Origin of the sequence: Mixta sp. (assembly GCF_024610815.1) — a bacterium.
In the GTDB taxonomy this organism is placed as follows: domain Bacteria; phylum Pseudomonadota; class Gammaproteobacteria; order Enterobacterales; family Enterobacteriaceae; genus Mixta; species Mixta calida.
On record NZ_JANION010000194.1, the window covers coordinates 1 to 21,615 of the forward strand.

Below are 21,615 nucleotides of genomic sequence, written 5' to 3' on the forward strand. Positions count from 1 at the left end.
GGCATAACCTGAATCTGAGGCAGCACCTGGCACGGCTGGGACGGAAGTCGCTGTCGTTCTCAAAATCGGTGGAGCTGCATGACAAAGTCATCGGGCATTATCTGAACATAAAACACTATCAATAAGTTGGAGTCATTACCGAATATGGCGTTGGTTTATTGTCGAAATATAAAATAGATAAATCCCAGGTGATTAATTTGCCTTCCGGCGAAGCGGAGCAGCGTGTTGTTTTGATCTCGCAACTTGCTGTACCCGGCTTTGATTCGCCGGTTATCGTTATGACCACGCACCTGGACTGGCAGAAGAACCCCGAAGTGCGCCTTAACCAGGCGCGTTATCTGCTTGACCTGAGCATAGGCGATGCGCCTTCCGATTTCGCCAATATCGCTTCCGCAGTCAAAATTCTGGCGGGTGACTTTAACTCCACGGCAAACGAACAGCCGGTTAAAGAAATCAATTATTTCTGGAATCCGGTCGTTAAAAACGACGTCGATCTTCGAACCTGGCCCGCTATCAATCCTGCTCTGGACCTTGACCATATTTTTACGTTTAAAGGGCAGAAGTGGAACGTTAAGGGACTTAATGTTCCTGATGAAAAAGAGGGGTTCAACTGGGCGGCCGCCAGCGATCATTTACCGCTAATTGCTGAACTGGAACTCCAGGAACAATAAAACGTTTTTCATAAAAAAGGGTTTGCTGGCAAACCCTTCTTATTTTACGCCTTATGTAACAACCGGCTGCGCCTGATAGTGCAGGCGCAGCCCAACGCGATTACTGGTATTCGCTCATCGGCACGCAAGAGCAGAACAGGTTACGGTCGCCGAATACATCATCCAGACGCTTCACCGTCGGCCAATATTTGTTATCGCTGCCCGCCGGGAAGACCGCCAGCTCGCGGCTGTAAGGATGCGACCACTCGCCCACCAGCTCCTGCTGGGTGTGCGGCGCGTTGACCAACGGGTTATCCTCCAGCGGCCATTCGCCATCCGCCACACGATCGATCTCCATGCGGATCGCCAACATCGCGTCGATAAAGCGATCCAACTCCGCTTTCCCTTCTGACTCGGTCGGCTCTACCATTAGCGTGCCCGCCACCGGGAACGACATGGTCGGCGCGTGGAAACCGTAATCAATCAGGCGTTTGGCGATATCCAGCTCGCTGATGCCGGTCTGCTCTTTCAGCGGACGAATATCGAGAATACACTCGTGCGCCACGCGGCCATCACGTCCGGCATAAAGGATCGGATAAGCCGATTGCAGACGGCTGGCGATATAGTTCGCGTTAAGGATAGCGACGGCGCTGGCCTGCTTCAGCCCTTCCGCGCCCATCATGCGAATGTACATCCAGCTGATCGGCAGAATCGAGGCGCTGCCGAACGGCGCGGCGGAAACCGCACCCTGCTGCGTCAGCATGTCGTCAATCTGCACCACGCTGTGGCCCGGCACAAACGGCGCCAGGTGGGCCTTGACGCCGATCGGCCCCATGCCCGGACCGCCGCCGCCGTGCGGAATGCAGAAGGTTTTATGCAGGTTCAGGTGAGACACATCGGCGCCGATATAGCCCGGCGTGGTGATGCCGACCTGCGCGTTCATATTAGCGCCGTCGAGGTAAACCTGGCCGCCGTACTGATGAACGATCTGACAGACTTCGCGGATCGTCTCTTCATACACGCCGTGCGTAGAAGGATAGGTGACCATAATGCAGGAGAGCGCCTTGCCCGCCTGCTCCGCCTTCTGGCGCAAATCGTGCAGATCAATATTGCCCTGCTTGTCGCAGGCTACCACCACTACCGACATGCCGGCCATCTGCGCCGACGCCGGGTTGGTGCCATGGGCGGAGCTGGGGATCAGACAGATATGGCGTTCGCCTTCGCCACGGCTTTCATGGTAGCGACGGATCGCCAGCAGACCGGCGTATTCGCCCTGCGCGCCGGAGTTAGGCTGCATGCAGAGCGCATCATAACCAGTGAGCTGCACCAGCCACTGCGACAGCTGGGCAATCATTTGCAGATAGCCTCCCGCCTGCTCGGCGGGACAGAACGGATGCAGTTCGGCGAATTCCGGCCAGGTAATCGGAATCATCTCAGCGGCGGCGTTAAGCTTCATGGTGCAGGAGCCGAGCGGGATCATCGCCTGATTAAGCGCTAAATCCTTTTTCTCCAGACTGTGCATGTAGCGCATCATCTCGGTTTCGCTGTGATAGCGGTTGAAAACCGGATGCGTCAGCAGCGGCTGTTGACGTTGCAGCGCCGTCGGAATTGAGCCGCTGTTGGCTGCGACTGCGTTATCCAGCGCCTCAATATCCAGGCCATGCTCGTCGCCGAGCAGGATCACGAACAGTGTGGCGACATCTTCCCGCGTGGTAGTCTCATCCAGCGTAATGCCGACCGCATGATGGATATCGGTACGCAGGTTAACGCCGAAGCTGAGCGCGCGCGCCAGCACCGCCGCCTTATCGTTTACCTCAACGGTAAGGGTATCGAACCAGTGTTGATGGCGCAGCGTCAGGCCGCCCTGCTTCAGGCCAGCGGCCAGAATATCGGTCAAGCGATGGATGCGCCCGGCGATGCGCTTCAGTCCTTCCGGGCCATGGAATACGGCATAGAAACCGGCAATATTGGCCAGCAGCACCTGCGAGGTACAGATATTGGAGTTCGCTTTTTCACGACGAATATGTTGCTCGCGCGTCTGCATCGCCATGCGCAGCGCGGTATTGCCCGCGGCGTCGCGCGAGACGCCGATAATGCGCCCCGGCATCGAACGCTTGTATTCATCGCGCGCGGCGAAGAAGGCGGCGTGCGGCCCGCCATAACCCATCGGCACGCCGAAACGCTGGGCGGAACCGAAGACGATATCCGCGCCCTGCTTGCCCGGCGCCTCCAGCAGCACCAGCGCCATAAAATCGGCCGCCACGCTGACGACGACGTTGCGCGCCTTGAGATCGGCGATGAGTGCGCTGTAGTCATGCGCTTCGCCGGTGGTGCCGATCTGTTGCAGCAGCACGCCGAACAGCTCGTCATGATCGCGCGCGCGCTCCGCTTTATCGATAATCAGCTCAAAGCCGAAGGTCTCCGCGCGGGTTTTCACGACGTCCAGCGTCTGCGGATGAATATCCTCGGCGATAAAAAATTTGTTGGCGTTCTTCAGCTTGCTGACGCGTTTGGCCATCGCCATCGCTTCCGCCGCCGCCGTCGCTTCGTCCAGCAGCGACGCGGAGGCGATATCCAGCCCGGTCAGATCCAGCGTCAGCTGCTGGAAGTTCAGCAACGCCTCCAGCCGGCCCTGCGACACCTCCGGCTGATAAGGGGTATAGGCGGTATACCAGCCCGGATTTTCCAGCAGGTTGCGCAGGATAACGGGCGGCGTCAGCACCGGCGTATAGCCCATGCCGATATAAGATTTGAAACGCTGGTTGCGGCTGGCGATCGCTTTCAGTTCCGCCAGCGCCTGATGTTCCGTCAGCGCATCGCCGACAGCGGGCGGCCCCGGCAGCTGAATGTCGGCCGGCACGATGCTGGTGATTAACGCATTGAGCGAGCTGGCGCCGATCGCCTGCAGCATGCTTTCCTGCTGCGCGGGAGACGGGCCGATGTGGCGTTCGATAAAGGCGCCAGTATGTTCAAGCTGGCTGAGTGTCTGAGTCATGAATCGTCAATCCTGAAGAGCTGGCTACGGCTGGTGATAACGAGTCGTCTGTCGCGGCCCGTAAAGAGAGCCGCCCGCGCCTGACTGCGCGCGGACGGCCCGCCTGAAGTTATTCGTCGATAGCGGCCTGGTAGCCTTCGGCGTTCAGCAGCTGTTCCAGTTCGGACTCATCGCTCGCCTTGATGCGGAACAGCCAGCCTGCGCCGTAAGGATCGCTGTTCACCAGTTCCGGCGACGCTTCCAGATCGGCGTTTACCGCGACGATTTCGCCGCTCAGCGGCGCGTAAATGTCAGAGGCGGCCTTGACCGATTCGGCGACGGCGCAGTCATCTCCGGCGGCGAAGCTGGCGCCCGCGTCCGGCAGATCGACAAAGACCATATCGCCCAACAGCTCCTGCGCATGTTCGGTAATGCCTACGGTATAAGTGCCGTCCGCTTCCTTACGCACCCACTCATGACTTTCACGATATTTTAATTCGTTTGGCACATTGCTCATCGCCGCATTCTCCTGAAATAGTTACTGAGCGACCGGCTTACCGGCGCGGACAAAAATAGGTTTGGTGACTTTTACCGGCATTTCCCGGTTGCGAATTTGCACGATAGCGCGTTCGCCGATGCCTGCCGGCACGCGCGCCAGCGCGATGCTGTAGCCCAGCGTGGGCGAGAAGGAGCCGCTGGTGATAACGCCCTGGTGCAAGTTGCCCTGCGCGTCGGTGAACATCACCGGCAGTTCATTACGCAGCACGCCCTTCTCCGTCATGATCAGGCCCACCAGCTTGTCGGTACCTTTTTCACGCTGCAATTCCAGCGCCTCCCGACCAATAAACTGGCGATCGGTCGGCTCCCAGCAGAGCGTCCAGCCCATATTCGCCGCCAGCGGCGAGACGCCTTCATCCATTTCCTGACCGTAAAGATTCATGCCCGCTTCGAGACGCAGCGTATCGCGCGCGCCCAGCCCGGCGGGCTTCACGCCAGCGGCCAGCAGGCGCTGCCACAGCCCGGCGGCCTGCGCGTTCGGCAACGCGATTTCATAGCCGCTTTCGCCGGTATAACCGGTGGTAGCGATAAACCAACCGTCCGCCTCGACGCCGAAAAAGGGCTTCATGCCGCTTACCGCCTGGCGCTGCGCGTCGCTGAAGACCGTTTGCGCTTTCTGCTGCGCCTGCGGTCCCTGAACGGCGATCAATGCCAGATCGTCGCGCTCTTGCAACGTGACGCCGAACGGCTGCGCATGCTCGCCGATCCACGCCAGATCTTTGTCGCGCGTAGCGGAGTTAACCACGAGGCGAAACCATTCTTCGGTCATAAAGTAAACAATCAAATCGTCAATCACGCCGCCCGATGCGTTGAGCATCGCGCTGTAGAGCGCCTTGCCCGGCTGCGTCAGACGCGCAACGTCGTTGGCCAGCAGGATGCGCAGAAATTCCCGGGTGCGCTCGCCGCGCAGATCGACAATGGTCATATGGGAGACATCAAACATGCCGGCATCCTGACGCACCGCATGATGTTCATCGATCTGCGAGCCGTAGTGCAGCGGCATCATCCAGCCATGGAAATCGACCATGCGGGCGCCGCAGGCCTGATGCTGTTCATACAAAGGAGTCTGCTTCATAACATTCCTGTGCGTTAACGGGTTGGGTAGACGCTAAATGTGGCTAAAACGTCCGACGCAAACGTTCTCTTTGCCCTGACGTTACCACTGAACGCCGGTTTTAACCATAAGCTAAACAGGGGCGAAACGGCGTCGGCATCGTCCGATGTCTTTGGGATTGTGCAGAATTTTTGACTACAAAAATGCGTCATAAGGCACATAACAAACAACAGACGCGCAACAAAGCCGTTTAAAAACCAGACAGCGGATAAATAACGTGAAAATCGCCCGGCACAGAAAAGACTTACTCATGAGCAAAAGTAATGCGAAGCAGGGAGTGAAATTAGAATAATTCAAATGAGCGCGCGAAAAGCGTGCGCGCGCCTCAAAATGGTGCGAATCGCGTTGGAGCCTCGAATAACGTCGCGTCAGGGCGGGGCTGAGCACCCCAACGCCTTCAATACGCTTAGAGAAAAGATGCGTGAGGGCAACAGGCATGGCGCAAAAATGAAAAAGGACCTTTCGGCCCTTATTGAAGAGATGTCTCAGCGCAATGAGAAAGATATCAGCGCAGCCATTCCGGCAGATCGTGCAGCCCCATCGCCTGTTTCAGCAGGCGCGGCTTCACGCCAGGCAGGTTGTCCGCCAGCCGCAGGCCGACGTCGCGCAGCAGCTTTTTCGCCGGATTATTGCCGGCAAACAACTCACGAAAGCCCTGCATGCTTGCCAGCATCACGGCGGCGCTGTGCTTGCGCGTACGCTCATAGCGACGCAGATAGAGATGCTGACCGATATCTTTGCCCTGCTGATGCAGGCGGCGGATTTCGCCTGTCAGCTCGGCGGCGTCCATAAAGCCCAGGTTGACGCCCTGCCCCGCCAGCGGATGAATGGTATGCGCGGCGTCGCCGACCAGCGCCAGCCGGTGAGCGGCAAACTGGCGGGCATAGCGCGCCATCAACGGAAAGGTCTGGCGTTCGCTCTCTACCTTGCATAGCCCCAGACGCATATCAAACGCCACCGACAGCTGCTGGTTAAACAGCTCGGCGGGCATATCACGTAGCCGCGTCGCTTCCTGCGGTGACAGCGACCAGACGATTGAACAGAGATGCGGATCGCTGAGCGGCAGAAACGCCAGGATGCCATCGCCGTGGAACACCTGACGCGCTACCGCCTGATGCGGCTGTTCGGTGCGAATATTGGCGACCAGCGCATGATGGTCGTAGTCCCAGAAGGTTAACGGGATATCGGCTTTGCTGCGCAACCACGAGTGGGCGCCGTCGGCGCCGATCAGCAGCCGGGCGCTCATCATATTGCCGTCTTCCAGCGTAATAAAGGCTTCGTTATCGCCGAAGGCGACCTGTTGCAGCTGCGCCGGCGCCAGCAGCGTGATATCGCTCAGCTGCTGCGCGCGCTGCCAGAGCGCCTGGTGGATCGCCTGGTTTTCAATGATATGGCCAAGATGGCTGACGCCCTGGGGCTGATCAAATTCAATACGGCCAAAGCTGTCGCGATCCCATACTTCCATACCGTGATAGCTGCTGGCGCGCAGCGCCAGAATCGCTGACCAGACGTCAAGATGCTGTAACAGACGCTCGCTGGCCGCGTTAATGGCGGAAACGCGCAGTCCGTGCGGTTCGTTGGGGTTAAACGCGTCCGGCGCCGCTTTCTCCAGCACCGCGATACGCAGCCCGCAGCCCTGTAAGCCGCAGGCGACCGCCAGGCCAACCATACCGCCGCCGGCGATCACCACATCATAAGTTTGCATTGAAATCCTCTTTTCAGCGCGTTACCCAGCCCAGCGTCCGCTCCGCCAGGCGGTTGCGCAGCCAGGGTAAATTATCCATTGTCATCAGGCCGAGATTACGCCCAACGACCAGCGGCAGGTAGCGGTTGGCGAACAGCCGCACCAGCCCATCCGTTATGCCGATCGTGGCGTCACGATCGGTTGCGCGTCGTTGTCCGTAGCGCTGCAGCACGGCGAAGCTGCCCGCATCCTGCCGCTCGCGATGCGCCGCCGCCAGCGTTTCCGCCAGCGACATAACATCGCGCATGCCGAGATTGAAGCCCTGTCCGGCGATCGGGTGCAGCGTCTGCGCCGCGTTGCCCACCAGCGCCAGCCGATGCGCGACCGTCTGGCTGGCCATTTGCAGCGCCAGCGGATAGCTGTGGCGCTGCCCCACATGGGTAAAACGCCCCAGCCGCCAGCCGAACGCCTGTTGCAGCTCCGCTAAAAAGGTCGCGTCGCTCCAGCCGTCGATGCGTGTTTTCGCTTCCGGCGGATGACACCAGACCAGCGAACTGCGGCCGTTCGACATAGGCAGCAGCGCCAGCGGCCCGTGTTGCGTGAAACGTTCAAACGCCCGCCCCTGATGGGCGATCTGCGTCGTCACGTTGGCGATAACCGCGATCTGCTGGTAATCCTCGCTGCGCCACTGAATGCCGCAGGCGGCGGCGATATGCGAACGGGAACCATCCGCCGCCACCAGCAGCTGTCCATCCAGCTTTTCGCCGCTCGCCAGCGTGACGCTGACGCCATCCTGCCGCCGCTCAACCCGGCTGACCGTTTCCGGGCAGCGCAGCGTCACGCCCGGCGCTTTGCGTAGCAGCTGATAGAGCCGGTTGCCCACCTCATGCAGCTCAACCACATTGCCCAGCGCCGCGACGCCATAATCGGCGGCGTCGATATTCACAAAACCGGCGTGCCCGCGATCGCTAACGTGCACATGGGTAATCGGCGTGGCGCAGCTCGCCAGCGCAGGCCAGAGGTTAAGGCCCGCCAGCTGCTGGCAGGTGCCTTCCGCCAGCGCGATCGCCCGTCCGTCATAGCCTGGATGCGCGCGGTCTCCCGGCGCGACCGCCTCAATAACCGTTACCGGCAGTGCGCCCTGAGTAAGATGAGAGATCGCCAGCGCCAGGGTTGCGCCCGTCATGCCGCCGCCGGCAACGATCACGCTCATGCCTGTTGCGCTGCCGCCATCAGCGCTTCGATAGCGTCAGCGTCTTTCACTACGCTATCGGTAAGATTTTCATTGCCCTGTTCAGTAATCAGGATGTCATCCTCAATGCGCACGCCGATGCCGCGATATTCCGGCGGCACGTCGGCGTCCGGCGCGATATAGAGTCCCGGCTCGACGGTTAACACCATGCCCGGCTCCAGGATACGACCGCGATCCGGCGTGCCGTAGTTACCGACGTCATGCACATCCAGCCCCAGCCAGTGACTCAGCCCGTGCATAAAAAATTGCCGGTGCGCATTTTCCGCGATCAGCTGTTCGACGTCGCCCTGCATCACGCCAAGTTCGACCAGCCCGCTCACCATGACGCGCACGACCTCTTCGTTCACCTGACGGATGCTGACGCCGGGACGAAACAGCGCAAGCGCCTTGTAGAGCGAGGCCAGCACGATGTCGTAAATCGCGCGCTGCGGCGCGCTGAATTTGCCATTCACCGGAAAAGTGCGGGTAATATCGCCTGCGTAACCGTGGAATTCGCAGCCCGCATCGATCAGCACCAGATCGCCATCGCGCAATTCGCTTTCGTTTTCGGTGTAATGCAGAATGCAGGCGTTGTCGCCGCCGCCGACAATGGTGTTGTAGGAAGGGTGCTGCGCGCCATGGCGGGTAAACTCGTGGTGAATTTCCCCGGCGAGCTGATATTCAAACATGCCGGGCCGACAGGTCTGCATCGCCCGTGTATGGGCCATAGCGCTGATTTTCCCGGCGCGACGCAAAATATCCTGTTCTTCGGGATCTTTGAACAGCCGCATTTCATGCACCCAGGGACGCCAGTCGGTCAGCGTGTCCGGCGCCGTCAGGTTCTGCCGGAAGCCGCGACGCAGCTTGTCCAGCGCGCTAAACAGGATGCGATCGGCAAATTCATATTCGCCCTGCGCATGATAGACCACATCAAGGCCGTTCAGCAGCTGATGTAGCTGTTCATCCAGCGCATCCCACGGCAGCGCGCGATCGACGCCCAGCTTCTCCGGCGCCGCCTCCTGTCCCAGACGACGGCCGAACCAGATTTCCGCCTGTTTATCGCGCACGCGGTTAAACAGCACGCTGTGATTATGCGTGTCGTCGCTTTTAATCAGCACCAGCAGCGCTTCAGGCTCGTTAAAGCCGGTGAAGTACCAGAAATCGCTGTTCTGACGGTAAGGGTATTCACTGTCCGCACTGCGCGTGACCTCCGGCGCGGCGAAAATCAGCGCCGCGCTGCCCGGTGCCATACTCGCCAGCAGCCTCTGGCGGCGCTGCAAAAAAGTATCCAGCGTAATCATCCGTATCTTCTCCCTGAGTGAGGCCGTCGCGCGGCGATAGCAAAACGATCAGTGTAGCGTCGGTTTTTTCATCTCCGGCGCGGTCGGCATCTCCGGCGGGTTGAATGTCTCGTGGCACAGCAAGGCCGCCACGCGCACATACTCAATCACTTCTTCCAGCGACTGCGCCAGCTCTTCGCGATCGTCTTCTTCTTCATCATAGCCAAGCTGAGCGATGGTGCGCAGATCGTCGATGGCTTCGCCAGCTTCGCCTTTTACCTTATCCAGTTTAGGCTGCGTTACGCCCAGCCCCAACAGGAAGTGGTTCACCCAGCCGGCCAGCGCGTCAGCACGCTCAAAGACGCTGCTCTCTTCTTCATCGGGCAGCATCAGCTGGAACAGAAAGCCTTCTTCTTCCAGCGTGTCCTGAATATGGCCGTGCAGCGCCTGCAGCGGCTGGGACAGCGACTGAGAGAACGCCAGTCCTTCGTTGGTCAGATCGTGAACCAGCGTTTTCCAGCTGTGATCTTTATTGCCACCGCAGACAATGCCGCTGATCAGGCCATGCATTTCAGCCGGTGTCATTCCCACGCCCTGTTGGCTAAGAGCGGACGCCAGCGCCTGATAGCCCGGCTGTGTGTTATCTGTAGACATACGCATTCATCATCGTTGGCGGATTAAGTTCGTGATATGCTACCACCAGGTGCCTTGGGGTTTCCAGAAAGGGCTTGTTTCTTCACACAAGGGTCGATATAGTGGCGCCCCTTCTGAGCCGGAGCAGGTTCAGAGCGATGCGGGCGCAGTAATCAGTCAGGAAGGTGGCATGTCTGCACAACCGGTAGATATTCAGATTTTTGGACGTTCATTGCGCGTGAATTGTCCGCCTGAACAGCAAGATGCGCTGAATGCGGCGGCGGAAGATCTTAATCAGCGGTTGCAAGATCTGAAAGTTCGCACTAGAGTCACAAATACAGAGCAACTGGTGTTCATCGCGGCGTTGAACATTTGCCATGAGCTGGCGCAGGAAAAGGTGAAAACCCGAGACTACGCTGCTAACATGGAACAACGCATTCGCATGTTGCAACAGACCATTGAACAAGCGCTGCTTGAGCAGGGTCGTATAACTGAACGCCAGGGTGCGAAGTTCGAATAATACTTTGCGGCCAACTGTGATACAGTGGCGGTGAGGTCAAATTTCTCTGAGATGTTTGCAAGTGGGCCAGTCCCCTGAGCCGATATTTCAAACAAACAGAATGTGACGCTCCGTAACCTGTGAGCATGCCCGGTCCGTCCGGGAAGCCTAATGGTTGCGACGGCATGTTCACCTTGAACCAAGGGTTCAAGGGTTACAGCCTACGGCGGCATCTCGGAGATTCCCTTCTTTATCCCTTTCGTTGTTGCTTTTCCCGGCGCGTTGCCGACGGGTTGAAATTGCTTGCCTCTGCTGTGTATAGTCGCAACACACCCGCAGGCGCAGGAAAATCCCATGTCTCACTCTCAGCTCGATCGCCAGGTTATCCGTACTCACGTCCGTCATTTGCGGCGCGGGCTGAGCGCTGAACAGCAAACCCTGGCGGCGGACAGCGTTGCCGAACATGCGCTAAACGTGGCGCCGGTGGATCAGGCGCAGCATATCGCCCTGTTTCTCTCCGTTGACGGCGAACTTAATACCCGCCCGCTTATCGCCCGGCTCTGGCAGCATCATAAGCAGGTTTATCTGCCCGTTCTGCACCCCTTTTCGCCCGGCAATCTGTTGTTTATCCGTTACACGCCGGAAACCGTGCTGACGCAGAACTGTCTGAGAATTCCCGAACCCCCGCTTGATATACAGAACCTGATTCCGCTCGATCGACTGGATGTAATGTTCGTGCCGCTGGTGGCATTCGATCGCCAGGGACAACGGCTCGGCATGGGCGGCGGCTTTTACGATCGCACCTTGCAGAACTGGCGTCGGCATCGGTTTCTGCCGATAGGGCTGGCGCATGACTGCCAGCAGGTTGAGAAGCTGCCGTGCGCCGACTGGGATGTGCCGTTACCGGCGATTCTGACCCCTTCGCATTTCTGGCAGTGGGAAAAGTAAAACGCCGCCCTGAGACAGGACGGCGTGTAAACAACAACCAGAGCGCTTATCTCAATCAGTAAAGCAGGCGCGCGCGCATGGTGCCGGGGATCGCCTTCATCGACGCCAGCGCTTTATGCGCCGCATCCTGCTCCGCGTCGATATCGATCACCACATAGCCCATCGCCGGCGTGGTTTGCAGATACTGCGCGGCGATGTTGATGCCCTGCTCCGCGAAAATCTGGTTGATCGCCGTCAGCACGCCTGGGCGGTTTTCATGGATATGCAGCAGGCGGCTGACATGCTCGCCGTGCATCGGCAGGGAGACTTCCGGGAAGTTAACGGCGGAGAGCGTAGAGCCGTTGTCCGAATATTTCGCCAGCTTGCCCGCCACTTCAATGCCGATATTCTCCTGCGCTTCCTGCGTCGATCCGCCAATATGCGGCGTCAGAATAACGTTATCAAACTCGCACAGCGGAGAGCTGAACGGATCGCTGTTGGTAGCCGGTTCTTCCGGGAATACGTCAATCGCCGCGCCCGCCAGATGTTTGCTGGCCAGCACGCCGCACAGCGCCGGAATATCCACGACCGTGCCGCGCGAGGCGTTGATCAGCAGCGAACCGGGCTTCATCAGCGCCAGCTCCTCGGCGCCCATCATATTCTGGGTCGACGGCGTTTCCGGCACATGCAGACTGACCACGTCGCTCATATTGAGCAGGTCGGAAAGGTGCGTCACCTGCGTGGCGTTGCCCAGCGGCAGCTTGTTTTCAATATCGTAGAAGAAGACATGCATGCCCAGACTTTCCGCCAACACGCCCAGCTGCATGCCGATATGGCCATAGCCGATGATGCCGAGTTTTTTGCCGCGCGCTTCATACGAACCCGCCGCCTGTTTGTTCCAGATGCCGCGGTGTGCTTTGGCATTAGCTTCCGGAACGCCGCGCATCAGCAGCAGCAGTTCGCCAATCACCAGCTCCGCCACCGAGCGGGTATTGGAGAAAGGCGCGTTAAATACCGGCACGCCGCGCTTCGCCGCCGCATTCAGGTCCACCTGATTGGTGCCGATGCAGAAGCAGCCCACGGCCACCAGCTTCTCCGCCGCGGCGAAGATTTCTTCAGTCAGCTGAGTACGGGATCGAATGCCAATAAAGTGCGCATCGCGGATGGACGCTTTCAGCGCGTCACTGTCGAGCGCACCTTTGTGATATTCAATATTGGTGTAACCTGCCGCGCGCAGATTATCCAGCGCGCTCTGGTGGACGCCTTCCACCAGCAGAAACTTAATTTTGTCTTTCTCCAGTGATACTTTTGCCATTTCCCGACCCTATTTTGCAGACTTCAGATGGGGCTGTGATAAGCCAGCCTTCTGCCAAAATATCAAAATTTACGCGCGCGGCAATACAAACGATTGCCTGCCGCTCAGCATGGCTGGGGGGCGAGAACAACAGATACGGCAGATTATGATGGCAACGACGGCGCAGGCAGGATGATAATGCTGCGCGTTACCGTTATGTGACATAAGTCACCAAATTACGCCAGCCAGAGAAAAGATGTTTTTCGACAAGAAATAACTGGCGCCTTGACGCGCCAGCAAGATCATTTGGTGATAGTTTTAACGCCGTCCGGGCCGCCAATCAACGCCACATCCGCACCGCGCGCGGCGAACAGGCCCACGGTCACCACGCCGGGCAGCGCGTTAATGGTGCGCTCCAGCTCAGTGGGATTGACGATGCTGAGATTATGCACGTCGAGAATAATGTTGCCGTTGTCGGTCACCACGTTCTGACGATACTCAGGCAGGCCGCCCAGCTTCACCAACTCGCGCGCCACATAAGAACGCGCCATCGGGATCACTTCGACCGGCAGCGGGAAGCGGCCCAGCACATCCACCTGTTTCGAGGCGTCGGCGATGCAGATAAACTTCTCCGCCACCGCCGCAACGATCTTCTCGCGCGTCAGCGCCGCGCCGCCGCCTTTGATCATCTGCATCTGCGGATTGATTTCATCCGCGCCGTCAACGTAGATCGCCAGCGAGTCCACTTCATTGAGATCGAATACCTGAATGCCGAGGCTCTTTAACTTCAGCGTGGAAGCTTCGGAGCTGGAGACCGCGCCATCAATCTGATGTTTGATCGAGCCGAGCGCGTCAATAAAGTGGGCGGCGGTGGACCCCGTGCCTACGCCGACGATGGTGCCCGGCGTGACATAGTCCAGCGCGGCCCAGCCTACTGCTTTTTTAAGTTCATCCTGCGTCATGGTATGTTTAAAACCTGTGCTAATGGTGTGCGCGTAGTATAAAACAAGCGCGGATTAAAGTGCGCGTTCGCCGCACGGCGATTTGCCGCTTTGTAAGACAGCCCACAGATTGATGACCGCGCATAAGGTGCAAAGCGTGAATTTTATGGCATAGTGCCTTACCCATACCTGAAGGAGAGCCACAATAACAATGAAAAGACCCGATTATCGAACGCTTCAGGCTTTGGATGCTGTGATCCGCGAACGCGGCTTCGAACGCGCGGCGCAAAAATTATGTATTACCCAGTCAGCGGTGTCGCAACGCATTAAGCAGCTGGAAAATATGTTCGGCCAGCCGCTGCTGGTGCGCACCGTTCCGCCGCGTCCGACCGAGCAGGGACAGAAGCTGCTGGCGCTGCTGCATCAGGTCGAACTACTGGAGGATGAGTGGTTGGGCGATGAAAACGGCGGCACCACCCCGCTGCTGCTGTCGCTGGCGGTGAACGCCGACAGTCTGGCGACCTGGCTGCTGCCCGCGCTAAAGGATGTGCTGACCGATTCGCCGGTGCGCCTTAATTTGCAGGTTGAAGATGAAACCCGTACTCAGGAACGGCTGCGTCGCGGCGAAGTCGTGGGCGCGGTAAGTATCCAGCCGCAGCCGCTGCCCAGCTGTCTGGTCGATCGACTTGGCGCGCTCGACTATCTGTTTGTCGGCTCGCGCGAGTTCGCCGCGCGCTATTTTCCCAACGGCGTCACCCGCTCCGCGCTGCTGAAAGCGCCGGCGGTGGCGTTCGACCATCTGGATGATATGCATCAGGCGTTTTTGCAACAGAATTTCGATCTGTCGCCGGGCAGCGTTCCCTGCCATATCGTTAACTCGTCCGAGGCGTTTGTGCAGCTGGCGCGCCAGGGCTCGACCTGCTGTATGATCCCGCATTTGCAGATTGAAAGGGAGCTGGCCAGCGGCGAGCTGATCGATCTGACGCCGGGCCTCTATCAGCGCCGTATGCTTTACTGGCACCGCTTCGCGCCGGAAAGCCGCCTGATGCGCAAGGTAACCGACGCGCTGCTGGCGCACGGCCATCGCGTGCTGCGTCAGGAAGATGAGACGGTTCCCGGCTGAGGAACAACGATGTAAAAAAGGCGACCTGGCGTCGCCTTTTCGCTTTATGGATTGCGTTGCAGCTCAAACACCACATCCACCTGATCGTCAAAATGAATGCTCTGCTGCTCATAGGTCTGCGCGGCGGAGGCCATCGGCGCCGCGTCGGCTGCTTTATACATGCGCGCTATCGGCATCGGCTGATAGTTGGCGACATGGTAGCGCACGCTGTATACCGGCCCCAGCTTGGCGTTAAAGCCCTGCGCCAGCGCCGCCGCCTGCTGCGTGGCGTTTTCAATCGCTGCCTGACGCGCTTTCGCTTTGTAATCGTCCGGGTTCGCCACGCCCAACTCTACGGAGCGGATTTCATTCAGTCCCGACTTCAGCGCGCCATCCAGCAGGTCGTTCAGCTTATCCAGCTGGCGTAACGTCACCTGCACCTGACGCACCGCGCGGTAGCCCTTCAGCACCGACTTGCCTTCTTTGGTGTAGTCATACTCCGGCTGAGTGCGCAGATTGGCCGCATCGATATCTTTCTTCTCGATACCGTTTTTACTCAGAAAATCGAAATACTGGGCAACGCGATCGTCAGCCTGTTTTTTCGCTTCGGCGGCATCCTTTGAAGAGACGTTGACTTCGATAGCCAGCGTAGCAATATCGGGACGCGCGTCGACGCTGGCCTGTCCGGATGTCACGATATGCGGTCCGCCAGGCAGCTCATCGGCATGCGCCGCCAACGATCCGGCGCCTAATCCCATCATGGCAGCCAGTGCCAGTGCTTTCAGTTTCACGAACGGTCCTCCTTGAAGACAAAACAAATTAACGGGGCGCTATGCCGCGCCGCTGTGACGATGACGCAAGCCTGCCACAAGCACGCGGACGATGACATGCGTGTTCCTCTGAGTTTTTATTCTGGCAAAAGTTTCTTTTTTTGCCGCCCCGCCCCGTTTAATTATTCTGCCGCTCAGTGGAAACCGGCCAGCCCCTGCATCGCCAGCCGGAAAGCGATAACCCACATCACCAGGCCGACGAACAGATTGATGACGCGCTGCGCCCGGACGGTGCTGAGACGCGGCGAGAGCCAGGCCGCCAGCAGCGCCAGGCTAAAGAACCAGAGACAGGAAGCGCTGACGGTGCCGAGCGCGAACCAGCGTCGCGCTTCGGCGGGCAGCTGCCCGCCCAGGCTGCCCAGCACCACAAAGGTATCCAGATAAACATGCGGGTTCAGCCAGGTGACCGCCGCCAGCGTGGCGATAATCCGCCAGCGGCTCTGCTGCTTTATCTGGTCGCTGGCCAGGCTGATATTGGCGCTGAAGGCGGTGCGCAGCGCGCCCCAACCGTACCAGAGCAGAAACGCCACGCCGCCCCAGGTGACCAGATTAAGCAGCAGCGGCGACTGATTCAGCAGCGCGCTGCCGCCGAAGACGCCGGCGCAGATCAGAATAATATCGCTAAGCGAACAGAGCGCCGCGGTCATCACATGATACTGGCGACGAATCCCCTGATTCAGTACAAACGCATTCTGCGGTCCCAGCGGCAGGATCAGCGCGACGCCTAACGCAACGCCCTGAAGATAGACGGATAACATACATTTTCTCCCTGATAAGCATGGCGAAGGAGTGTATAGCGACGGATCGGCGGGGGGAAATGGAAAGAACTAATCGGGTATCAGCAGGGCTAATAGAAACGGGCGGGAAAGTTCCCGCCCGGTCAGCTTATTGCGCCTTCGCCGTTTCGGCCTCGGCAGTTTTTACCTGGTGCAGATGCACATCCATCTGCGGATAAGGAATGCCGATGCCGTGCGCATCCAGCGTGCGCTTGAAGTTTTTCATCAGATCCCAGTAGACATCCTGCAGATCGCCGCTGTTGCTCCAGCAGCGCACCACAAAGTTAAGCGACGAGGCGGCCAGTTCGTTCAGGCCGATCTGTACGCCGCGATCCTGCAACACGCGCGGATCGGCGTCTACGACTTCACGCAGCAGAGCGATCACCTGATCCACGTCGGCATCATACGCCACGCCGATAACGAACTCGTTGCGGCGCACCGGCTCACGCGAGAAGTTAACGATGTTGCCAGCAATAATCTTACCGTTAGGCACCACGACGATTTTGCCGTCACCGGTGCGCAGCGTGGTGGAGAAGATCTGCACATGGAGTACGGTGCCCATGACGCCGCCGAGATCGACGAACTCGCCGGTGCGGAACGGACGGAAAGTCACCAGCAGCACCCCAGCAGCCAGGTTAGAGAGCGATCCCTGTAATGCAAGACCAACGGCCAGACCGGCGGCGCCCAGTACGGCGATCACCGACGCCGTTTGCACCCCAACGCGCCCCAACGCCGCGATCAGCGTAAAGGCGATAACGCCGTAGCGCACCAGCGCCGACAAGAAATCCGCCACGGTAGCGTCAATATGCCGCGCCAGCAGCAGACGGTTCACGCCGTTAGAAATAATGCGGGCGATGAGCATCCCGACAATAATGATGGCAATGGCGGCGACAATATTGACCGCATAGCTCAGCAGCAACGCCTGGTTATGCACCAGCCAACCGCCCGCGCTGTTAATACTGTTGACCACGTTTAAATCTTCCATTTATCCACCCTGTTGTGGTTCCCAAAAAAGTAACGACAACCGTCAGCGGGAACTGACGAACCATTCACAAAGGGTAAACAATATATTTCCTGTTCGCCAAGTAACTGACGAAAAACGTTACATTTTTGACACAATAAACGTAAAAAAGGCCCCGCAGGGCCTTTTATAAGCAACTCGCCGATTACAGCGTGTTAATGTTGTTCAGCTCTTTGAACGCCTGTTCTAAGCGCACAACCATAGAGGACTGTGCGGCACGCAGCCAAACGCGCGGATCGTAGAACTTCTTGTTCGGCTTATCTTCGCCTTCCGGGTTGCCCAGCTGAGCCTGCAAATAGCCTTCGTTCTTTTTGTAGTACTGCAGAATACCGTCCCAGGTCGCCCATTGGGTGTCGGTATCGATATTCATTTTGACCACGCCGTAGTCGATAGACTCTTTGATCTCCTCCGCAGAAGAACCAGAACCGCCGTGGAATACAAAGTTCAGCGCGTTGTGCGGCAGGTTGTGTTTCTGGCAAACATATTCCTGAGAGTTTCTCAGGATTTTCGGCGTCAGCACTACGTTGCCCGGCTTGTAAACGCCATGAACGTTGCCGAAGGAAGCGGCGATGGTGAAACGATGGCTCACTTCACTCAGCTTGGTGTAGGCGTAGTCTACATCTTCCGGCTGGGTGTAAAGCGCGGAGCTGTCGAGATGGGAGTTGTCCACGCCATCTTCTTCACCGCCGGTCACGCCCAGTTCGATCTCCAGGGTCATATCCATCTTCGCCATGCGCGCCAGATATTTGCTGCAGATTTCGATGTTTTCTTCCAGAGATTCTTCAGACAGGTCGATCATGTGAGAAGAGAACAGCGGTTTGCCGGTCTGGGCGAAGTGTTTTTCACCCGCGTCCAGCAGGCCGTCGATCCACGGCAGCAGTTTCTTGGCGCAGTGGTCGGTGTGCAGGATAACCGGCACGCCATATTTTTCAGCCATCAGGTGAACATGGTGCGCGCCAGCGATAGCGCCGGCGATAGCGGCAGCCTGCGGCTCGTCAGATTTAAAACCTTTGCCGGCGATGAACGCGGCGCCGCCGTTAGAGAACTGAACGATAACCGGCGCTTTTACCTTAGCGGCAGCTTCCAGTACGGCGTTGATAGAGTCGGTGCCCACGCAGTTTACAGCGGGCAGAGCGAATTTGTTCTCTTTCGCTACCTGGAACACTTTCTGTACGTCATCACCGGTGACAACGCCTGGTTTTACGAAATCAAAAATTTTAGACATCTGTTTTGTCCTGTTTCGTCGGCCGTGTTACGGATTCACGCCCATGTCATAAGCTGGGCAATACGTTCTGGCAGGGCCTGCGCCCTGCCCCAAAAGTTACTGTTTCGCGCGCTCTTCCAGCATCGCGACCGCTGGCAGTTTTTTGCCTTCCACGAACTCAAGGAACGCGCCGCCGCCGGTAGAGATATAGGAAATTTTATCTTCGATGCCGAACAGGTCGATGGCTGCCAGCGTATCGCCGCCGCCTGCAACGGAGAAGGCTTCGCTGTCGGCGATCGCGTTAGCGATGATTTCGGTGCCTTTACGGAAGTTCGGGAATTCGAACACGCCTACCGGGCCGTTCCACAGGATGGTTTTCGCCTCTTTCAGCACTTTCGCCATCGCCTGCGCCGTTTCATCGCCGAAGTCCATAATCTCTTCGTTGTCGGCGACTTCGTTAACTTTTTTCACGGTCGCGGTCGCAGTTTCAGAGAATTCCGTGCCTACGCGGGAGTCGGTCGGCACCGGAATGCCGAACTGATCGCGCAGGCCTTTCGCCGCTTCAACGAAGTCCGGCTCATACAGAGATTTGCCGACTTTGTTGTCGATCGCCACGAAAGTATTGGCGATGCCGCCGCCGACGATCACGGTGTCGGCGATTTTTACCAGCGAGTTCAGCACGTCGAATTTGGTGGAGACTTTAGAACCGCCCACCACCGCAACCAGCGGACGAGCCGGGTTGTTCATGACTTTGCCCAGCGCTTCCAGCTCGGCGGAAAGCAGCGGACCGGCACAGGCGATCGGCGCGAATTTGCCGACGCCGTGCGTGGAAGCCTGCGCGCGGTGCGCGGTGCCGAACGCGTCCATAACGAACACGTCGCACAGCGCCGCATATTTTTTAGAGAGGGTTTCGTCGTCTTTCTTCTCGCCTTTGTTGAAACGCACGTTCTCCAGCACGACCAGCTCGCCAGCGCCCACTTCCACGCCGTCCAGGTAGTCTTTCGCCAGCGTCACGTTGGTGCCGCTCAGCTTCTCTTTCAGGTAATTAACCACCGGCAGCAACGAAAACTCTTCGTTGTATTCGCCTTCGGTCGGACGACCCAGGTGCGATGTCACCATCACTTTCGCGCCCTGCTTCAGGGCGGCTTCGATGGTCGGCAGAGAAGCGCGGATACGCGCGTCTGACGTCACTTTCCCTTCTTTAACCGGTACGTTGAGATCGGCACGGATCAGAACGCGTTTACCAGCAAGATCCAGATCGGTCATCTTAATTACAGACATGGTGAACCCTCTCGTTGATTCTCATAAGTTTTGTCAGACGCATCCGCGTCTTACCTGAAACCGCTTGCGGCCATCGCTAAGGTGGTGTCGAGCATCCGGTTAGCGAAGCCCCATTCATTGTCACACCAGACTAATGTCTTAACCAGGTGGTGACCGCTGACCCGCGTTTGCGTGCCGTCCACTATGGCACTGTGCGGATCGTGATTAAAATCGATCGAGACTAACGGTATTTCCGTATAGTCAACTATACCACTAAAAGCCCCCGCTGAGGCATTTTGCAGCACCGCGTTCACCTCGCTGGCCGTGACCGCCGCCCGCACGCTGACGCTCAGATCCATCGCGGTGACGTTGATCGTCGGCACGCGCACCGCGATCGCTTCGAAGCGATCGTGGAACTGCGGCAGGATACGGCCAATCCCCGCGGCCAGCCGCGTATCCACGGGAATGATCGACTGGCTGGCGGCGCGCGTGCGGCGCAGATCGCTGTGATAAGCGTCGATCACCTGCTGATCGTGCATCGCGGAATGGATAGTGGTAATCGCGCCGGATTCAATGCCGAAAGCGTCATCCAGCAACTTAATTATTGGAATGATGCAGTTAGTGGTGCAGGAAGCGTTGGAGACAATGCGGTCAGTTTGTTTAAGAGCCTGTTCGTTAACGCCGAACACTACCGTAGCGTCGAGATCGCCGCCGCCGGGATGGGAAAACAGCACTTTCTTCGCGCCCGCCTGCAGATGGGCTTCGCCATCGGCGCGGCTGCCCCAGATGCCGGTGCAGTCCAGCACGACGTCGACGTTCAGTTCGCGCCACGGCAGATCGGCGATCCGCGCCTGATGCAGCAGACGAATGGTATCGTCGCCGACCCATAGCAGATCGCGCTCCTGACGCACCTCCCAGGCGAAACGGCCATGGCTGGTGTCATATTTCAACAGATGCGCCATCCCGGCGGATTCCGCCAGTTCATTGATGGCGACCACGCTGATTTCCGCCCGGCGTCCGGTTTCATACAGCGCGCGCATTACGCTGCGTCCAATGCGACCAAAGCCGTTAATCGCTACGCGAAGGGTCATAGTATTCCTGCGTCAGAACCTGAAAAAAACGTGCCGATAGCCTGAGCCAGCCGCTACGATTTGTACAGGGAAAAATCCACTGGCGTCAACCGCCATGCACGGGGGAAACCGCGCTAACTGAAACGCTTCAGCGAGAATATTCGTTACCAGGAATAATTAAAATGACAGCGATCAACCCTTAAAACAAACTTCTGACGCAGATCACAATTTTGAATAAAAATTGCAGAGAGAAGCGCCGTTTCTTCTCTGCCTCATAGTATGGTGACGCTTCACTATGCTTTTTTTTTTTTCATCAAACGCATCGCTTCGGGTACTCTTTGCTGCACAACCGCCTCATCTGCCGCTGAAAGCGAGGCGCTCCATATAAGATGCTTTGTTGCGGGAAATGATTCCTGACGCAAAAAAACGCCGATGGCTGCGTAATATATTTAGGTTCTGTAAAAGGACATTATGAACTACAACCTGCTTTGGGGCGTCTGGATAATCTGGGCGCTGGCTCTGCTGGTCTATTGTCTTGAATGGGAAAGCCGTTGGGGCTTATTAAAT

19 protein-coding genes, 1 other RNA gene and 1 pseudogene are annotated in these 21,615 nt (G+C 58.0%); 6 read left to right on the forward strand and 15 right to left on the reverse strand.

Annotated elements, in window-relative coordinates; translation table 11 throughout:
* The coding region (locus tag MYY08_RS14780) for an IS1 family transposase (RefSeq protein ID WP_001680212.1) at positions 1-125 on the forward strand (125 nt) is incomplete at its 5' end.
* Positions 126-140: 15 nt separating this feature from the next.
* Positions 141-671 (forward strand): annotated as a pseudogene (locus MYY08_RS14785) (endonuclease/exonuclease/phosphatase family protein); the annotation flags it as partial.
* Positions 672-771: 100 nt separating this feature from the next.
* On the opposite strand, the gene gcvP reads toward MYY08_RS14785, so the two are convergent.
* The 7 genes from gcvP to MYY08_RS14820 all read right to left on the reverse strand — a co-directional run bounded on the left by gcvP (position 772) and on the right by MYY08_RS14820 (position 10,145).
* Positions 772-3,645: an aminomethyl-transferring glycine dehydrogenase gene (gcvP, locus tag MYY08_RS14790; protein ID WP_288014737.1), complete on the reverse strand. Its 2,874-nt coding sequence runs from the start codon at positions 3,643-3,645 to the stop codon at positions 772-774.
* 109 nt (positions 3,646-3,754) lie between these two features.
* The gene (gene gcvH, locus MYY08_RS14795; protein ID WP_038624315.1) at positions 3,755-4,141 is read right to left on the reverse strand and encodes a glycine cleavage system protein GcvH; all 387 of its coding nucleotides are present in this window, start codon (positions 4,139-4,141) and stop codon (positions 3,755-3,757) included.
* 21 nt (positions 4,142-4,162) lie between these two features.
* Positions 4,163-5,257: a glycine cleavage system aminomethyltransferase GcvT gene (gene gcvT / locus MYY08_RS14800; protein WP_084970474.1), complete on the reverse strand. Its 1,095-nt coding sequence runs from the start codon at positions 5,255-5,257 to the stop codon at positions 4,163-4,165.
* Between the two features lie 544 nt (positions 5,258-5,801).
* Positions 5,802-7,001 carry an FAD-dependent 2-octaprenylphenol hydroxylase gene (ubiI, locus tag MYY08_RS14805; protein WP_038624311.1) on the reverse strand — a complete coding sequence of 400 codons (1,200 nt, stop codon included), beginning with the start codon at positions 6,999-7,001 and terminating at the stop codon, positions 5,802-5,804.
* Positions 7,002-7,014: 13 nt separating this feature from the next.
* Complete coding sequence (gene ubiH, locus MYY08_RS14810) at positions 7,015-8,193, reverse strand: 2-octaprenyl-6-methoxyphenyl hydroxylase (protein WP_084970475.1); 1,179 nt, start codon at positions 8,191-8,193, stop codon at positions 7,015-7,017.
* A complete protein-coding gene (gene pepP / locus MYY08_RS14815) occupies positions 8,190-9,512 on the reverse strand; it encodes a Xaa-Pro aminopeptidase (RefSeq protein ID WP_084970476.1) in 1,323 nt (440 codons plus the stop codon). Before pepP ends, ubiH begins: the two co-directional genes overlap by 4 nt.
* 48 nt (positions 9,513-9,560) lie before the next feature.
* Positions 9,561-10,145, reverse strand: coding sequence for a YecA/YgfB family protein (locus MYY08_RS14820; RefSeq protein ID WP_038624305.1), 585 nt, complete (start codon positions 10,143-10,145; stop codon positions 9,561-9,563).
* Between the two features lie 169 nt (positions 10,146-10,314).
* Here MYY08_RS14820 and zapA point away from each other — a divergent pair, with 169 nt between their 5' ends.
* From zapA to MYY08_RS14835, 3 genes are all read left to right on the forward strand, one after another.
* Positions 10,315-10,644 carry a cell division protein ZapA gene (zapA, locus tag MYY08_RS14825; RefSeq protein ID WP_038624303.1) on the forward strand — a complete coding sequence of 110 codons (330 nt, stop codon included), beginning with the start codon at positions 10,315-10,317 and terminating at the stop codon, positions 10,642-10,644.
* A 40-nt stretch (positions 10,645-10,684) separates the two neighbouring features.
* Positions 10,685-10,868: non-coding RNA, 6S RNA (ssrS, locus tag MYY08_RS14830), on the forward strand.
* A 109-nt stretch (positions 10,869-10,977) separates the two neighbouring features.
* A complete protein-coding gene (locus MYY08_RS14835; protein WP_288014741.1) occupies positions 10,978-11,571 on the forward strand; it encodes a 5-formyltetrahydrofolate cyclo-ligase in 594 nt (197 codons plus the stop codon).
* 55 nt (positions 11,572-11,626) lie between these two features.
* On the opposite strand, the gene serA is transcribed toward MYY08_RS14835, so the two are convergent.
* Positions 11,627-12,865 carry a phosphoglycerate dehydrogenase gene (gene serA, locus MYY08_RS14840; protein WP_038624299.1) on the reverse strand — a complete coding sequence of 413 codons (1,239 nt, stop codon included), beginning with the start codon at positions 12,863-12,865 and terminating at the stop codon, positions 11,627-11,629.
* Positions 12,866-13,146: 281 nt separating this feature from the next.
* On the reverse strand, positions 13,147-13,806 hold the full coding sequence (gene rpiA / locus MYY08_RS14845) for a ribose-5-phosphate isomerase RpiA (protein ID WP_038624297.1): 660 nt from the start codon (positions 13,804-13,806) through the stop codon (positions 13,147-13,149).
* A 190-nt stretch (positions 13,807-13,996) separates the two neighbouring features.
* On the opposite strand from rpiA, the gene MYY08_RS14850 reads away from it, so the two are divergent.
* Positions 13,997-14,908, forward strand: a complete 912-nt coding sequence (locus MYY08_RS14850) for a LysR family transcriptional regulator ArgP (RefSeq protein ID WP_038624295.1) — start codon at positions 13,997-13,999, stop codon at positions 14,906-14,908.
* Positions 14,909-14,952: 44 nt separating this feature from the next.
* Here the strand turns inward: MYY08_RS14850 and MYY08_RS14855 are convergent, their stop codons facing one another.
* The 6 genes from MYY08_RS14855 to epd form a co-directional block, all read right to left on the reverse strand.
* Positions 14,953-15,678 carry an oxidative stress defense protein gene (locus MYY08_RS14855; protein ID WP_038624293.1) on the reverse strand — a complete coding sequence of 242 codons (726 nt, stop codon included), beginning with the start codon at positions 15,676-15,678 and terminating at the stop codon, positions 14,953-14,955.
* 173 nt (positions 15,679-15,851) lie between these two features.
* Positions 15,852-16,475: an arginine exporter ArgO gene (argO, locus tag MYY08_RS14860; RefSeq protein WP_038624291.1), complete on the reverse strand. Its 624-nt coding sequence runs from the start codon at positions 16,473-16,475 to the stop codon at positions 15,852-15,854.
* 127 nt (positions 16,476-16,602) lie between these two features.
* Positions 16,603-17,478: a small-conductance mechanosensitive channel MscS gene (gene mscS / locus MYY08_RS14865; RefSeq protein WP_038624289.1), complete on the reverse strand. Its 876-nt coding sequence runs from the start codon at positions 17,476-17,478 to the stop codon at positions 16,603-16,605.
* A 181-nt stretch (positions 17,479-17,659) separates the two neighbouring features.
* Complete coding sequence (fbaA, locus tag MYY08_RS14870; RefSeq protein WP_288014745.1) at positions 17,660-18,739, reverse strand: class II fructose-bisphosphate aldolase; 1,080 nt, start codon at positions 18,737-18,739, stop codon at positions 17,660-17,662.
* Positions 18,740-18,835: 96 nt separating this feature from the next.
* Positions 18,836-19,999 (reverse strand): phosphoglycerate kinase, encoded by a 1,164-nt coding sequence (pgk, locus tag MYY08_RS14875; RefSeq protein WP_038624285.1) that lies wholly within the window; start codon positions 19,997-19,999, stop codon positions 18,836-18,838.
* Between the two features lie 50 nt (positions 20,000-20,049).
* Positions 20,050-21,069: an erythrose-4-phosphate dehydrogenase gene (gene epd / locus MYY08_RS14880; RefSeq protein WP_038624283.1), complete on the reverse strand. Its 1,020-nt coding sequence runs from the start codon at positions 21,067-21,069 to the stop codon at positions 20,050-20,052.
* Positions 21,070-21,615 lie beyond the last annotated feature (546 nt).